9 protein-coding genes are annotated in these 13,218 nt (G+C 73.7%); 4 read left to right on the plus strand and 5 right to left on the minus strand.

The features are described 5' to 3' along the window. Positions 1–131 precede the first annotated feature (131 nt). The 5 genes from ACIF8T_RS28375 to ACIF8T_RS28395 all read right to left on the minus strand — a co-directional run bounded on the left by ACIF8T_RS28375 (position 132) and on the right by ACIF8T_RS28395 (position 6,974). A complete protein-coding gene (locus ACIF8T_RS28375; RefSeq protein WP_096382047.1) occupies positions 132–1,361 on the minus strand; it encodes a multifunctional CCA addition/repair protein in 1,230 nt (409 codons plus the stop codon). A gap of 124 nt (positions 1,362–1,485) precedes the next feature. Then, positions 1,486–1,863 (minus strand): PH domain-containing protein, encoded by a 378-nt coding sequence (locus ACIF8T_RS28380; protein ID WP_074872597.1) that lies wholly within the window; start codon positions 1,861–1,863, stop codon positions 1,486–1,488. A gap of 160 nt (positions 1,864–2,023) precedes the next feature. Next, positions 2,024–2,815, minus strand: coding sequence for a S1 family peptidase (locus ACIF8T_RS28385; protein WP_400038947.1), 792 nt, complete (start codon positions 2,813–2,815; stop codon positions 2,024–2,026). 331 nt (positions 2,816–3,146) lie between these two features. Continuing rightward, positions 3,147–5,999 (minus strand): AAA family ATPase, encoded by a 2,853-nt coding sequence (locus tag ACIF8T_RS28390; protein WP_400038948.1) that lies wholly within the window; start codon positions 5,997–5,999, stop codon positions 3,147–3,149. A 156-nt stretch (positions 6,000–6,155) separates the two neighbouring features. Further along, positions 6,156–6,974, minus strand: a complete 819-nt coding sequence (locus ACIF8T_RS28395) for a response regulator transcription factor (RefSeq protein ID WP_400038949.1) — start codon at positions 6,972–6,974, stop codon at positions 6,156–6,158. 179 nt (positions 6,975–7,153) lie between these two features. Here ACIF8T_RS28395 and ACIF8T_RS28400 point away from each other — a divergent pair, with 179 nt between their 5' ends. The 4 genes from ACIF8T_RS28400 (at position 7,154) to ACIF8T_RS28415 (ending at position 13,125) form a co-directional block, all read left to right on the plus strand. Beyond that, complete coding sequence (locus ACIF8T_RS28400; RefSeq protein ID WP_400038950.1) at positions 7,154–8,824, plus strand: AMP-binding protein; 1,671 nt, start codon at positions 7,154–7,156, stop codon at positions 8,822–8,824. Continuing rightward, the gene (locus ACIF8T_RS28405) at positions 8,821–10,437 is read left to right on the plus strand and encodes an AMP-binding protein (protein WP_400038951.1); all 1,617 of its coding nucleotides are present in this window, start codon (positions 8,821–8,823) and stop codon (positions 10,435–10,437) included. The genes ACIF8T_RS28400 and ACIF8T_RS28405 overlap by 4 nt, the downstream gene beginning before the upstream one ends. 88 nt (positions 10,438–10,525) lie before the next feature. Next, the gene (locus ACIF8T_RS28410) at positions 10,526–11,548 is read left to right on the plus strand and encodes a LacI family DNA-binding transcriptional regulator (protein ID WP_400038952.1); all 1,023 of its coding nucleotides are present in this window, start codon (positions 10,526–10,528) and stop codon (positions 11,546–11,548) included. Positions 11,549–11,997: 449 nt separating this feature from the next. Continuing rightward, positions 11,998–13,125, plus strand: a complete 1,128-nt coding sequence (locus tag ACIF8T_RS28415; RefSeq protein WP_400038953.1) for a cellulose binding domain-containing protein — start codon at positions 11,998–12,000, stop codon at positions 13,123–13,125. The last annotated feature ends 93 nt before the right edge of the window (positions 13,126–13,218 follow it).

Consider the following 13,218-nt stretch of genomic DNA (forward strand, 5'->3'; position numbering starts at 1 on the left):
GTACGAACCACCCGTTTTGGAGCGGCGCGAGCCGCGACCGCGACATTGAAACTCCGCCGATGCTGGCGTCGTGGTTGCGTTGTCGCGGTCGCGGCTCGCGCCGCTCCTACAGGGAGATACGCAGCAACACGTCAGTCGGGTTGCTTGCGTTGCGCCGCGATCGCCGCGATCCGCGCGCGCCGCATCGCCTCGCCGATGGCGGGGCCGCTCAGGCCCGGCGGCAGGTCGCTCGCACGCACCTTCAGCGCCGCGTGCAGCGCATCGACCAGCGCCTGCCGCGACGGGTAATCGCCGTCTTCCAGTCCCAGCCGGCCGCGCTTGTCGGCCTCGCACACCAGCGCCATCTGCTCGATGCGCTGCGGGTTGCGCCAGCCGTCGCAGCGCGCGATCAGCTCGTACACGCTGCGCGGGCGCATCTCGCCGAGGCGATGCACGTTGAGGTGTTCGCGGCACACCGCTTCGGCCAGCAGGCGATGCTCGGTCGGCACTTTCAGCCGCGCGCACAGCTGCGCCAGCGGCTCCAGGCCGTTGTGCTCGTGGTTGTGGTGGCGCGGCAGCAACTCGGCCGGCGTGCGCGCCTTGCCCAGGTCGTGGGTCAGCGCGGCGAAGCCGATCAGGTCGTCGCCGGGCGCGAGTTTCGCCGCCATGTCCACGACCATTTCGGTGTGGACGCCGGTATCGACTTCCGGGTGGTACTCCGGCCGCTGCGGCACGCCGTACAGCGCTTCGACTTCCGGCAGCACGACGCCGAGCGCGCCGGCCTCGTGCAAGGTGCGCAGGAACGCCGACGGCTTTTCGCAGCGCAGCGCGCGGCGCAGTTCTTGCCACACGCGCTCGGCGACCAGGTCGCTCAGTTCGCCCGATTCGGCCATGCGCCGCATCAGCGCCATCGTTTCCGGCGCCACGCGGAAGCCGTGCGCGGCAAAGCGGGCCATGAAGCGCGCCGCGCGCAGCACCCGCAGCGGGTCCTCGACGAACGCCTCGCCGACATGGCGCAGCACTTTCGCTTCCAGATCGCGCGCGCCGCCGTAGGGATCGACCAGGCGGCCGTCGGCTTCGTCGCGGGCGATGGCGTTGATGGTGAAGTCGCGCCGGCCCAGGTCGTCCTCCAGCGTCACCGCCGGATCGGCGTCGACGACGAAGCCGCGGTAGCCGCGGCCGGATTTGCGTTCGGTGCGCGCCAGCGCGTACTCCTCGCCGGTGTCCGGGTGCAGGAACACTGGGAAATCCTTGCCCACCGCCTTGAAGCCGGCGGCGAGCATGGCCTCGGGGGTTTCGCCGACGACCACGTAGTCGCGATCGCCCGCCGGCAGGCCGAGCAGGCTGTCGCGGACCGCGCCGCCGACGAGATAAGTCTTCATTGCGTTTTCTCCGTGGAACCGCGGGGCGATGTTTGCCGATGCGGATCCGTTGCGCTTGGCCGCGTATCGGAACGAAGCGGCGTCGCCGTTCTCGCAGCCTGCGAAGTCCCGGTGCCGCCGCGCTTCAGCGCGGCGCGTTCTGCGCCAGCAACGCGATGATGTCTTCCGCGCCGGCGCTGCGGCCCAGGTGGCGCACGATCGGATTGGGCTGGCCCGACACCCACAGCCGCAGTTCGGCTTCCAGGTCGAAATGGCCCGCGGTTTCCAGCGAGAACATGACGATGCTGCGGTAGGGCAGGCTGAGGAACTCGGTCTTGCGTCCAGTCACGCCCTGCTTGTCGACCAGGATCAGGCGGCGGTCGGTGAACACGATCAGGTCGCGGATTTCGCCGAACGCGCGCTGCACGGTTTCGCCCGGCGCCAGCAGCGCGCCGAAGTCCTGGTTGATCTTGTCGGCGGACTTGGCGCCGGCGTGGCCGAGCAGGGTATCGAGCAGGCCCATGGCGTATTCCTTTCGCGTGAGATGTGCTGCGCATCCTAGCGCAGTGGGGAGAACCCCTGTAGGAGCGGGGGGGGGGGGGGCGGCGCGCCCCCCCCCCCCCCCCCCCCCCCCCCCCCCCCCCCGGTATCTCACCTGAGGGATACTCAGGAGACCTGTGGGACTACGAGGTGACCTGCGCGGTCACCAGGCTGGAGAAGGTGGTCAGCCGGGTGTACACACCGGGGTAACCGGCCTGGGCGCAGCCCTCGCCCCAGGAAGTGATCCCTGCCAGGACGCCCCCGACGAGCAGGGGACCGCCGCTGTCGCCCTGGCAGGTGTCCACGCCGCCGGAGGTGTATCCGGCGCACACCATCTCGCTCTGCACGAAGTCGGTGCCGTACGAGCTGCGGCAGCTGGAGTCGGACACGACGGGCACGGTCGCGGTCCGCAGCTGGTTGGAGGAGCTGCCGCCCGAGGAGGTGGTGCCCCAGCCCAGGATCCGGGCGGTGGTGCCGGCCGCGTACACGCCGGTGTCCGAGGACGACACGTACTTCGCCGCGGTGTACGGCATGGCCGTCGACAGCGTCAGCACGGCCACGTCCTCGCCCCGGGTGGCGGTCGTGTAGCTCGGGTGGATCCAGATCCGACTGACCCGGCTGACCGTGCCGTTGGTGCCGTTCAGGTAGGTGCGCCCGCCGACCACGCGCACGCTGCCGGTGGTCTCGCCGACCATGCAGTGGGCGGCCGTGACGACCTTGGTGGGGGAGACGAGCGTGCCGCCGCAGAACTGGTTCTGCGAGGCGTCCGTGATCTGCATCACGAACGGGTACGCGGACGTCGTGGTCGTCGTGCCGCCGACGATGGGCTGGGGCGCGGCGGCGGCGGAGGGCGCGGACAGCAGCGCGGTCACGGCGGCGGCAGCGGTGGCGGCGGCGAGGGCGGCGGCCTGTCTGGCACGGGTGAGCCCGAACATGAGTCTCCTCGGGGAAGGGCCGGTGGGGGGTCGCGCGGGTGGGGGTGCTGCACCGGAGGTCTCGGGACCGACCCCCGCGTGCCCGGGCGAGCGGCACGCCCTTACGCTAGGACCGGCCCCGCGGGCGCCCCAATGAGGGACTCCCCTAAGGGAGTTGGGCAGGGTTAACCCTCGGTTCCCGTGCTCAAACCCGTGCGGCGGCCGTCCCGGTGCCCGAGCGGTCCGCGCGGAGCGGGGCGGGAGGGACGAGGCCCCGACGGCGGCCCGGGACCGGCGCGGCGCCGCGCCGGACCGCCGGACTCCGCGGCGGCCGGGCCCCGGCGTCGTGGTGCTACGGGGTGTGCCGCCCCGCCGCCAGTCTGACGATGTCCACCCGGGAACGGATCCCGAGCTTGCGGTAGACCCGGGTCAGGGTCGCCTCGACCGTCTTGACGCTGATGAACAGGCGGCCGGCGATCTCCCGGTTGGTGGCGCCCTCCATGACCAGCGCGGCGACCTGCCGCTCCATCGACGCCAGGCCCTCCAGGGCGTCCAGCGGAGCGGCCGGCGGCACGGCCGGCTCCGGGGGAGCGGCGGCCGCCGCCGTGGCGGCCGTCTCGACCCGGCGCAGCCAGGGCAGCGCGCGGCAGCGCCGGAACAGCCGGGCCGCCTCGTCGTACGCGGCCGGACCCGCCACGGGCGTCCCCGCGGCCCGGGGGAAGCCCGGCGGGACGGCGCGCAGCCGGGCCAGCGCGAACGCGGCCCGCGCCTCCTCCAGGCCGTACCCCAGCTTCGCGAGCCGGTCCTGCGCCGACGTCAGCTGGGCGAGCGCCGAATCCCGCTGACCGCGGGCCGCGCGCACCAGGGCCTCGGCCCGGTCCAGCACGGCCAGGACGCTCTCGCGGCCCAGCCGCAGCGCGTGCACCCGCGTGACGTCCACGACGTCCTGTGCCTCGCCCGGCTCCCCGATCCGCACCAGGGCCTCGGCGAGGTCGCCGTGCCAGCGGCCGCGCGCCGGGTCGTTGATGCCCAGGCCCTGCTCCAGCTCCCGCACCCGGCGCAGCGAGCGGACCGCGCCCGCCGCGTCGTCGGCCACCAGCTGGGCGTAGCCCAGGGCGGCCAGGGCCCGCGACAGGTACATGTGGTCGCCGTCCACCTCGGCGTGGTCCGCCGCCTCCCGGGCCAGGGCCAGCGCCTGGTCCACGTCCCCGGCCGAGGCCTCCGCGAGGGAGGTGAGCATCGCCGAGGCGCCCTCGCCGATGCCGGAGTCGCGGGCCAGCCGCAGGCTCTCGCGGGCCAGGTCCAGGGCCCGGCCGCAGTGCCCGGAGCGCAGTTCGGTGTCGGCGAGGAAGCGCAGGAAGTGCACCTCGCTCTCGACCATGCCGCGCCGCCGCGCCTCCCGCAGCAGCGCCGTGACGGCCGCCCGGGCCTCCGGCAGCCGGTCGCTCATGATCAGCCAGCGGAACCGGGCCGACCCGGCGCCGTTGTGGTGGCAGGCCACGTACGGGTCCTGCGGCTCGCGCAGCGCCTGCTTGATCGTCGCGGGCGCGTCGGGATGGCCCATCAGCGTCTCGGTGGAGGCCTGGAAGGCGAGCGACATCAGTTCGGTGCGCCGGTCCGCGCCCCGCGCGGCCAGCTCCGCCGCGTGCGCGGCCTCCTGACGGGCCTCGGCGAAGTCGCCCTCGACGACCAGGCCCCGCCAGGCCAGCTGGTAGTGGACCAGGGCCAGCAGCCGCGGGTCGTCGCCCGCGTCGGCCAGCACCTGCGGGAAGACGGCGTCGACCTCGCCCAGGGCCTGCCCGGCCGCCTCGATCACCACCATCCAGGCCCGCACCCGCTCCGTCGGCACCGTCGCCCGCGTCAGCACGTCCCGGGCGATGTCCCGCGCCAGGTCGACCTCGCCGGCGGTGATGGCGTCCTCGGCGGCCTGCAACCGCCGCTCGTCGGGGCCCGGCACACCGTCCGCGGGGGCGTGCCGCGCGGCCAGCAGCCCCAGGGAGGCGGCCACCGACGGCGCCCCGCGGTCCCGGGCCAGCGCGGCGGCCTCCGCGAGCCGGGCCGCCACGTCCGGATGGGTGCCGCTGGTCGCCAGGGCCAGGTGCCGGGCCCGCTCGATCGGGTCGGAGGCCGCCGTGGACAGCGCGGCGTGCGCGGCCCGCCGCTCCTGCGCCGGGGCCTCCGCGTACAGCGCGGCGGAGATCAGCGGGTGCGCGAACCGCACGCCCGGCCCCTCCGGCTCCGTCGCCAGCAGTCCCAGCGCGGCGGCCTGCGCGGTCTCGGCCTCGGCGTTCTCCCGGCCGGCCGCGTGCAGCAGCGCCAGGGTGGGGCGGGCGCCCGCGCTGGCCACCAGGAGGGTGCGGCGCGCCTCGTCCGACAGCATCTCCAGGCGGCTGAGCACCAGGGCGCGCAGGGAGGTCGGCACGGGCAGCGGCTCGCCGGGCCGGGGCCGGGTGCGGCTCTCGGCCAGGGCGCGGCCCAGTTCGAGGGCGAAGAGGGGGTTGCCGCCGCTGGTGCGGTGGAGGTCGCGGACGGTGGAGCGGGACAGGCCGGCGTAGCCGCGGTGGTCGAGCAGCTCGGAGACCTGGACGCGGGAGAGGGGACCCAGCCGGACGGCGAGGGTGTCCGGCGGGGAGGCGCGCAGGTGGCGGTCGTACTCCTCGCCCTCGGTCCGCACCGCGCACAGCAGCTGCACGGGCGTGTCCCCGAGGCGGCGGGCCGCGAACCCGAGCAGTTCGGCACTGGCCGAATCCAGCCACTGCAGGTCGTCGGCGACGACCAGGACGGGACCGTCGGCGGCGAGGGCGCGCAGCGTCGACAGCACGGCCAGGCGCAGCGCGAGCCCGTCGCGCTGGAGGGTGGACTCGCCCCGGCCGGTGAGGGCCGACTCCAGGGCGGTGCGCTGGGCGGCGGGCAGCTTGCCGGAGACCTCGTCGAGGACCAGCCCGAACAGGTCGGCCAGCGCCAGGAACGGCAGGTGCGATTCGGACTCGGTGGCCGAGCAGCGCAGAACGGTCCGCGCCGTCCCGGTGTAATCGGCGGCCAGGGCCCGCAGCACGGTCGACTTCCCGATTCCGGCGGGCCCGTGGAGCAGCACACTGCCCCCTCGGCCGAGCTGGTCCCGAGCCGTCGTGAACAGCTCCTCGCGGCCGATGACCAGGTCGGGGCGGCACCTGGCAGGCTCCTTGAAGTCCCGTCGCACGGTCACCGCTCCCTCCGTGTGTCGTGTCCTGGCCAATATTAGGCAACGGCTCTTTGAATTTCGGACGGACGGTGAGGTGAGGGACATAACAGCGGACGGAGCGGAGGGAAATCCAAGGATGCCTGAGTGAAGTGTGCCTGAGCGAATAGAAGCACCTCGGGGCTACGGCAACCAGCCCGCGCGGCGCGCGGCCACCACGGCCTCCCCGCGGGTCGCGGCCCCCAGCTTGCGCATGGCGGACCGCAGGTAGCCCTTCACGGTCTCCGCCGTCACCCCCAGCCGCGCGGCGGCGGCCGCGTTGGTGGCCCCGGTCGCGACACACGCCAGGACGTCCACCTCGCGGGGGGCCAGCCGGACCCCCGGCGCCGGCCGGGCGGTCAGCAGCGCGCACGCGTCGAGGAGCTCGGCCCGCACCACCGGGTCGGCGATCCGCGGCGCCAGGGCCCGCAGGGCCGCGTGCGCCTGCCGCACCTGCTCGTCCCGCGCCGCCCCGAACGGCCCCCGCGCCTCCGCGCGCACGGCCGCGAGCGTCTCCCGGGCCTCCTCCCGCACGAGCAGCGCCCGCGCCACCTCCCGCGCCGCCTCGACGGCCGCGTCCAGCGTCCGGTCGCCGAGCGGCCGGGCCGTGCGCAGCGCGCCGTACAGCACCGCGTGCACCCGGCGCCCCACGACGACGGGCACCGCCACCACCGACCGCAGCCCCTCGGCGGCGACCGGCCCGTCGTACTCGTGGCTGATCCGCCGCGACGCCGAGTAGTCCGTCACCTGGCACGGACGGGCCAGCGCCACCGCCTTGCCGCCCAGGCCGTTGCCGGAGGTCACCGTCAGCGCGCGCAGCGCCGAGGTGGTCGTGCCGTCCAGCTCCGTGATGCGCACCTGCCGCGGCCCGGCCTCCACCAGCCCGCCGAAGGCCACCGGGAGGCCCGTGGCGCGGCGCAGCCGCCCCAGCGCGTTCCGGATCTCCACCGCCTCGGCCGTCACCCGTTCGCCCTTTCCCTGCGGCCGCCTCGCCGCACACACCCCCGTTCGGGGGTGGTGAGACCTGCATCACGGATTACACGATGGTGCACGGCCGCCCGGCAATGGTCCGGCACCGGGCGGGAGCGGCCGAGGGGGCCGTGGACGCCCCCGACCGGTACGACCTGGCACACGGAGGACAGATGACGACGGCGACGGAGCAGTTCCGCAGGGCACGGGACTTCCTGCTGGAACACCGCGAGGACTACGCCACCGCGTACCGCGACTTCACCTGGCCGCGTCCCGCCCACTTCAACTGGGCGCTGGACTGGTTCGACGTGATCGCCGACGGCAACGACCGCACCGCGCTGCACCTCGTCGACGAGGACGGCTCCGCCGCCCGCCTGTCCTTCGCGGAGCTGTCGGCCCGCTCGGACCGGACGGCCGTCTGGCTGCGCGAGCGGGGCGTCGCCGCCGGGGACCGGGTCCTGGTCATGCTCGGCAACCAGGTGGAGCTGTGGGAGACCATGCTGGCGGCGATGAAGCTGCGCGCCGTCGTCATCCCCGCCACCCCGCTGCTGGGCCCCGCGGACCTGCGCGACCGGGTGGAGCGGGGCCGGGTGCGGCACGTCGTGGTCCGGGCCGAGGACACCGGCAAGTTCGACGAGGTGCCCGGCGACTACACCCGGATCGCGGTCGGCGGCGCGACGGGGGACTGGCGGCCCTACGAGGACGCGTACGGCGCCCCGGGCGGCTTCACCCCCGACGGCCCGACCCCGGCCGACGCCCCCCTGATGCTGTACTTCACCTCCGGGACCACCGCCCGGCCCAAGCTGGTCGAGCACACCCACACCTCGTACCCGGTGGGCCACCTGGCGACGATGTACTGGATCGGCCTGCGGCCCGGCGACGTGCACCTGAACATCTCCTCACCCGGCTGGGCCAAGCACGCCTGGTCCAACCTCTTCGCCCCGTGGAACGCCGAGGCGACCGTCTTCGTGCACACCTACACCCGCTTCGACGCGGCCCGGCTGATGGCCGAGATGGACCGGGCGAAGGTCACCACCTTCTGCGCCCCGCCGACCGTGTGGCGCATGCTCGTCCAGGCCGACCTCGCCCAGCTGCGCACCCCGCCCCGCGAGGTGGTCGCCGCCGGCGAGCCCCTCAACCCCGAGGTCATCGACCAGGTCCGCCGGGCCTGGGGCGTCACCGTCCGGGACGGCTTCGGCCAGACCGAGACCGCCGTGCAGATCGCCAACACTCCGGGCCAGTCGCTGCGGAGCGGCTCCATGGGACGGCCCAGCCCCGGCTACCGCGTCGAACTCCTCGACCCGGTCACCGGCGCGCCCGGCGCCGCCGAGGGCGAGATCGCGCTCGACCTGTCCGACCGGCCCGTCGGCCTGATGACCGGCTACCACGGCGACCCCGAGCGCACGGCGGAGGCGATGGCCGGCGGCTACTACCGCACCGGTGACATCGGCCGCCGCGACACCGACGGCCACCTCACCTACGTCGGCCGCGCCGACGACGTCTTCAAGGCCTCCGACTACAAGATCAGCCCCTTCGAGCTGGAGAGCGCCCTGCTGGAGCACGAGGCGGTGGCCGAGGCCGCCGTCGTCCCCGCCCCGGACGAGCTGCGCCTGGCCGTCCCCAAGGCGTACGTGGTCCTGGCGGAAGGCTGGGAGCCCGGACCGGCCACGGCGAAGGCGCTGTTCGCGCACTCCCGCGAGGTCCTCGCGCCGTACAAGCGGATCCGCCGCCTGGAGTTCGGCGCGCTGCCCAAGACCGTCTCCGGCAAGATCCGCCGGATCGAGCTGCGCGAGGCGACCGCGGCCGGCTCGGACGCCGAGTACCGCGAGGAGGACTTCCGGTGAACACCCCCGCCCGCGCGACCGGCGCGCCGCCGCCCTCCTACGCCCACGGCACCGGCACCACCCCGCTGCTCGGCGACACCGTCGGCGCGAGCCTCGACCGCGCCGTCGCCGCCTGGCCCGACCGGGAGGCGCTGGTCGACGTCCCCTCCGGCCGCCGCTGGACCTACGCCCGGTTCGCCTCGGACGTCGACGAACTGGCCAGGGCCCTGCTCGCCGCCGGGATCGCCAAGGGCGACCGGGTGGGCATCTGGGCGGTCAACTGCCCCGAGTGGGTCATCGTCCAGTACGCCACCGCCCGCATCGGCGCGATCATGGTGAACATCAACCCGGCGTACCGCACCCACGAAGTGGCCTACGTGCTCCGGCAGGCCGGTGTCTCCCTGCTGTTCGCCTCGCTCCGCCACAAGGCCAGCGACTACCGCGCCATGGCCGAACAGGTCCGCGGCGACTGCCCGGACCTGCGCGAGACCGTGTACTTCGGCGACCCGAGCTGGGAGGCGCTGCTGCGCCGGGCCGCGCCGGACGCGCGGTACGAGGAGCTGTCCTGCGACGACCCCGTCAACATCCAGTACACCTCCGGCACCACGGGCTTCCCGAAGGGCGCCACCCTCTCCCACCACAACATCCTCAACAACGGCTATTTCGTCGGGGAGCTGATCGGCTACACCGAGCAGGACCGGGTCTGCGTGCCGGTCCCCTTCTACCACTGCTTCGGCATGGTGATGGGCAACCTGGCGGCCACCTCCCACGGCGCCTGCATCGTCATCCCCGCCCCCTCCTTCGACCCGCGGGCCACCCTGGAGGCGGTGCAGCGGGAGCGCTGCACCTCCCTGTACGGCGTGCCGACCATGTTCATCGCCGAGCTCAACCTGCCCGACTTCGCCTCGTACGACCTGACCTCCCTGCGCACCGGCATCATGGCGGGCTCGCCCTGCCCGGTGGAGGTGATGAAGCGGGTGGTCACCGAGATGCACATGGCGCAGGTCTCCATCTGCTACGGCATGACCGAGACCTCGCCCGTCTCCCTGCAGACCCGGATGGACGACGACCTGGAGCACCGCACCGCCACCGTCGGCCGGGTCCTGCCGCACATCGAGGTGAAGATCGTCGACCCGGCGACGGGCGTGACCCGCCCCCGCGGCACCGCCGGGGAGCTGTGCACCCGCGGCTACAGCGTGATGCTCGGCTACTGGAACGAGCCGGAGAAGACCGCCGATGCCGTCGACGCCGGCCGCTGGATGCACACCGGCGACCTGGCCGTGATGCGCGAGGACGGCTACGTGGAGATCGTCGGCCGCATCAAGGACATGATCATCCGCGGTGGCGAGAACATCTACCCGCGCGAGATCGAGGAGTTCCTCCACGGCCATCCCGGGATCGCCGACGTCCAGGTCGTCGGCGTGCCGCACCCCGTGTACGGCGAGGAGGTGCTGGCCTGCGTCGTCCCCGGGGACCCGGACGACCCGCCGACCCTCGACGACGTGCGGGCCTTCTGCACCGGCCGGCTGGCGCACTACAAGATCCCCACCCGGCTGGAGGTCCTGGACTCCTTCCCGCTGACGGTGTCCGGCAAGGTGCGCAAGGTCGAACTGCGCGAGAGGTACGGCGCCTGAGCGGCGGAGGCCGACGTCCGGAACGCCGCCGGGGCGTTCGATCACGGCGGGGGCGGCCCCGTAAGATCGGGGCTCCTGGGGGGTGATTATGGTCAAGCGGCGTCTCGGCACGCCGACGCTGGAGGAGGTGGCCGCCCTCGCCGGCGTCGGACGGGGCACGGTCTCCCGCGTCATCAACAACGAGGCGGGCGTGAAGGAGTCCACGCGCCGTGCCGTGCAGCGCGCCATCGCCGAACTGGGCTACGTGCCCAACCTGGCGGCGCGCTCCCTGGCCGGGCGGCGCGCGGACGCCGTCGCGCTGGTCATGACGAAGACGGACTGGCGGCTGTTCGGCGAGCCGTTCTTCTCCGAGGTCGTCCGCGCGGTCGGCGACGCCCTGTCCGACACGGCGGTGCAGCTGCTGCTCACCCTCGTGCGCACCGACGCCGAGCGGCAGCGCTTCGTCGAGTACGCGCGCGGCGGCCGGGTCGACGGGGTGCTGCTGATGTCCGTGCGCGCCGAGGACCGGCTGCCGGACATGCTCGCCGGCGCCGGACTGCCCACCGTGCTGCTGGGCCGGCGCTCCGGCGACGAGCAGATCACCTACGTCGACGCCGACAACGTCGGCGGTGCCCGCGCCGCCGTCGAGCACCTGGTGCGCGGCGGCCGCCGGGCCATCGCGGCCATCACCGGCCCGCCCGGCATGTACGTCGCCCAGTGCCGGCTGCGCGGCTACCGGGAGGCGCTCGCCCAGGCCGGGCTCGACACGGGCCCGGCCCTGATCGCCGAGGGCGACTTCACCGAAGCCAGCGGGCGCCGGGCGACGGCCGGCCTGATCGAGCGGCACCCGGAGATCGACGCCGTCTTCGCCGCGTCGGACACCATGGCCGCCGGGGCGCTGGCCGCCCTGCGCGCGGCGGGCCGGCGGGTGCCGGAGGACGTCGCGGTGATCGGCTTCGACGACTTCGAGCTCGCCGAGCACACCGATCCGCCGCTGACGACCGTCCGCCAGCCGCTGGAGGAGATCGGCCGGACCCTGGTGCGGCTGCTCCTGGAGGAGATCGAGCAGCCCGAGGTGGCCTGGCGCCACGTGATCCTGCGGACGCAGTTGGTGGTCCGGGACTCGGCCTGACGCCCCGCCGCCGGTACGAAGGCCCCGTCACGTCCCTCGACAGGCACCGGGACCGCCGACTCCACGACCAGGAGTGGGAGCACCCCCACAGGCTTCTGTGCCCGGCGTCCGGGCCGCTGTGTCTCCCGGGTCCGGGAGCGGCCTCCGCCGGATCCCCGCCTCGTCCCGCCCGGCTCCGGCGGGGCACCCGACCGTCTACGAAAGTTTCGGGAGCGCTCCCAACTCGGGCTCCTGAGGCGGCAGTTGTCCACCCCGCCTGCCGCACCCCCGTTGAGCTGGGACTTCGAAATCCATTCGACACAATCGCTTCCGCAGGGTTGTCAGGGCCATGAATGGACTCCTACAGTCCACACCGAAACCAGTGGGTGGGAGCGCTCCCATCAGTGGGGAGTTGGGAGCGCTCCCGATTTCGGGTCAGAAACAGGTTGTCCGCCCAGAGAGGCCCCCGCATGCAACCGTTACCGCACCGCCCCCGGACCACGCGCGGCCTGGTCGGCGCGCTGCTCACCGCTCTCGCCGGCATCGCCGCCCTGATGACCGCCGCCCCGGCGGCGCAGGCCGACACCACCGTCTGCGAACAGTTCGGCTCGACCGTCATCCAGGGGCGCTACGTCGTCCAGAACAACCGCTGGGGCACCAGCGCCACGCAGTGCGTCACCGCCACCGACACCGGCTTCCGGATCAGCCAGGCCGACGGCTCCGTGCCCACCAACGGCGCCCCGAAGTCGTACCCGTCGGTCTTCAACGGCTGCCACTACACCAACTGCTCGCCCGGGACCAGGCTGCCCGCCCAGATCAGCGGCATCTCCAGCGCGCCCAGCAGCATCTCCTACGGCTACGTCAGCAACGCGGTCTACAACGCCTCGTACGACATCTGGCTGGACCCGACGCCCCGGACCGACGGGGTGAACCGCACCGAGATCATGATCTGGTTCAACCGGGTCGGCTCCATCCAGCCGATCGGCTCGCAGGTCGGCACGGCCACCGTGGGCGGGCGCACCTGGCAGGTGTGGACGGGCAGCAACGGCTCCAACGACGTGATCTCCTTCGTCGCCCCCTCGGCGATCACCAGCTGGAGCTTCGACGTCATGGACTTCGTCCGGCAGACCGTCTCCCGGGGCATGGCCCAGAACAACTGGTACCTGACGAGCGTCCAGGCCGGGTTCGAGCCGTGGCAGAACGGCGCGGGCCTGTCGGTCAACTCCTTCTCCTCGACCGTCAACACCGGCGACCCGGGTGATCCGGGCGACCCCGGGAACCCGGCGGTGAGCTGCGACGTGACGTACACGCCCAACGTCTGGCAGGGCGGCTTCACCGCCGACGTCACGGTCAAGAACACCGGTTCGTCCCCCGTGGACGCCTGGAAGCTGGCCTTCACCCTGCCCTCCGGGCAGCGCATCACCAACGCCTGGAACGCCACCGTCTCCCCGTCCTCCGGAACCGTGACCGCGAGCGGCACGACGAACAACGGGCGGATCGCGGCCGGCGCCAGCCAGACGTTCGGCTTCCAGGGCACCTACAGCGGCACCTTCGCCCAGCCGACCGGCTTCAGCCTGAACGGCACCGCCTGCTCGTGACCGGCCGGCCCGGGCCGCGCGCCACCCGCCCGGCCGGCCCCGACGGTCCCGCGTCCCCCGGGCGCGCGTGACCGTACGGCACCCGCCGGCCGG

Source organism: Streptomyces sp. NPDC085946, from assembly GCF_044540485.1.
In the GTDB taxonomy this organism is placed as follows: Bacteria; Actinomycetota; Actinomycetes; order Streptomycetales; family Streptomycetaceae; genus Streptomyces.

Excerpts from the sequence above, each read along its gene's own strand:
- ACIF8T_RS28415 (WP_400038953.1), top strand. The coding sequence starts at position 11,998 with ATGCAACCGTTACCGCACCGCCCCCGGACCACGCGCGGCCTGGTCGGC.
- ACIF8T_RS28410 (WP_400038952.1), top strand. The coding sequence starts at position 10,526 with ATGGTCAAGCGGCGTCTCGGCACGCCGACGCTGGAGGAGGTGGCCGCC.
- ACIF8T_RS28380 (WP_074872597.1), bottom strand. The coding sequence starts at position 1,863 with ATGGGCCTGCTCGATACCCTGCTCGGCCACGCCGGCGCCAAGTCCGCC.
- ACIF8T_RS28400 (WP_400038950.1), top strand. The coding sequence starts at position 7,154 with ATGACGACGGCGACGGAGCAGTTCCGCAGGGCACGGGACTTCCTGCTG.
- ACIF8T_RS28385 (WP_400038947.1), bottom strand. The coding sequence starts at position 2,815 with ATGTTCGGGCTCACCCGTGCCAGACAGGCCGCCGCCCTCGCCGCCGCC.
- ACIF8T_RS28375 (WP_096382047.1), bottom strand. The coding sequence starts at position 1,361 with ATGAAGACTTATCTCGTCGGCGGCGCGGTCCGCGACAGCCTGCTCGGC.